At 75.9% G+C, this 1,886-nt stretch carries 1 protein-coding gene; it reads right to left on the bottom strand.

Going from position 1 to position 1,886, the window contains the following annotated elements; translation table 11 throughout:
- The coding region (locus tag QH283_RS25510; protein ID WP_348538314.1) for an acyltransferase domain-containing protein at nucleotides 1–1,869 on the bottom strand (1,869 nt) is incomplete at its 3' end.
- Nucleotides 1,870–1,886 lie beyond the last annotated feature (17 nt).

Raw genomic sequence — 1,886 nt, 5'->3', positions numbered from 1 at the left:
GTCGTGCTCCGGCCACACCAGCACGATCCCGGTCGGCGGGTCGACGGCCTCGGCCGCCGCCCACACCACCTCCTCGGCGGCGTCCGGTGCGGTGCCGACGTGTTCGGTGGGGACGGTCAGGTCGGTCGCCGCCGCCAGCCGCGCCGCGGTCTCGGACGCGCCGACCACCAGCAGCCGCCGCTGTCGCGCCCGCGTGTCCCGGTCGGCGGCGGCCATCCGCCCGGCGGGCAGCCAGACCTGGGTGCGGAAGGGCGCGGTCTCGGGCGCGCCGCCGGTGCCCTCGCGTTCGGCGAAGACCACGCGCACCCCCGACAGCGCGAGCACCGGCACCCCGTCGTCGTCGGTGCCGACCACATCACCGAGCAGGCCGTCCGGCCCGCGCTCGTGGATGGTGGCGTAGCCGCGGGTGATCGTCCGCGCCACGCCCGCCCCGACCCACAGCGCGGCGATCTGCGGCACACTCGGCCACGTGCGCTCCGAGACGCACTCCGGCGCGGCGGCCACCAGCAGATGCAGGCATCCCTCGATGATCGAGACCAGGCTCGCCGCACCGGTTCCCACCGTGCCGAAGGCGTGCCCGCCGCCGGTCTCCAGCCTGCCGAGCACCCGGCGGCGCGGACCGTAGTCCAGCCCATTCCTGCGCAGCAGCGCGTAGAAGCCGACGCCACCGAGGTCGCGCATGCGGTGGCGGGCCGAGCGGGCGGTGTCCACCATCCGCATCCACTCCACGATGTCGGCCGGGGCGGGCCCGGCCATCGGCCGCGCCGACACCACCGGCACATCGCCGACGTAGGCGCGCAGTCCCGCCGGGCCGTCGTCGCGGCACTCGATCGCGCCGAGCGCGTCCGGGCCGAGCCGGTCGTGCACCACGAAGTCGGTCATCATCTCCGCGGGCGCGGCCAGGCTCAGCAGGGTGCGCACCCAGTACCCGGTGGGCACCAGCCCGATCGCGCCGAAAGCGTGCTCACCGATCTCCCCGGCATCGACCGTGGCTGCCGCGCAGTCGGTGACCAGCGGCAACGGTGAGCGCACCGGGTTGCGCCGCCAGCGTCGTCGCGGGGCCGCCCCGGCGAACGGACCCTGCCCCGCCCAGTCGACGAACCGGCCGTCGGCGTGCAGCTCGCCCAGGGTGAGCAGCAGCGCCGACACCTCGTCGTCGCGATCGGACATCGGATGCGCCGCGTGCTCCAACCGCGGATACCGGCGCACCGCCGACAGCAGGACCGGGTGCGCACCGAACTCGAGCACCGTCCCGACGCCCTCTCGCTCCGCCCGCGCCAGCGCCTCCGCCAACCGCACCGGCCCGCCGGATTCCTCTGTCCAGTAGTGGGCGTCGGGCGCGCACGTCGCGAACACCTCGCCCGCGCGCACGGTCGAATAGAAACGCGCCCTCGGTGTGCCGAGGCCCAGTTGTTCGGGGCGGACCCGCTCGACGGGCGGGGGCGGCGCGGGATTCTGCTCGTCCGCCGCGACCACCTCCGCCGCACGGCGTCCCGGATCCTCGTCGGGCGCGACCGTGACCGCCAGCCCGCGCCGCTCGGCCCGCCGCACGACGGCTTCCATCCCGCGCGGCTCCCCGCACACCAGCACCGCCGACGGCCCGTGCACCGCCGCCACGCCGACCGAGGGCCGCAACGGCTCGATCAACCGTCCGACCTCCTCGGGAGTCGCCTCGACCAGTGCGCTCATCCGCCCTCGCGCCGCCTCCGCCCGGGTCGCCTCGGTCGTCGTGCGCGTCGCTTCGGTCGTTGCCCGGGTCGCCTCGGTTGTCGTGCGCGCTGCCTGGGCTGTTGCTCGGGTCGCCTCGGTTGTCGTTCGCGCAGCCGCGGCTGTTGCTCGGGTCGCCGGGGGTGTCGTGGGCGCGGCCAGGGCTGTTGAACGCGCCC

It is taken from the genome of Nocardia farcinica, assembly GCF_029867845.1.
GTDB classification, from domain to species: domain Bacteria; phylum Actinomycetota; class Actinomycetes; order Mycobacteriales; family Mycobacteriaceae; genus Nocardia; species Nocardia farcinica_A.
This window is presented reverse-complemented; position numbering and strand designations above follow the sequence as displayed.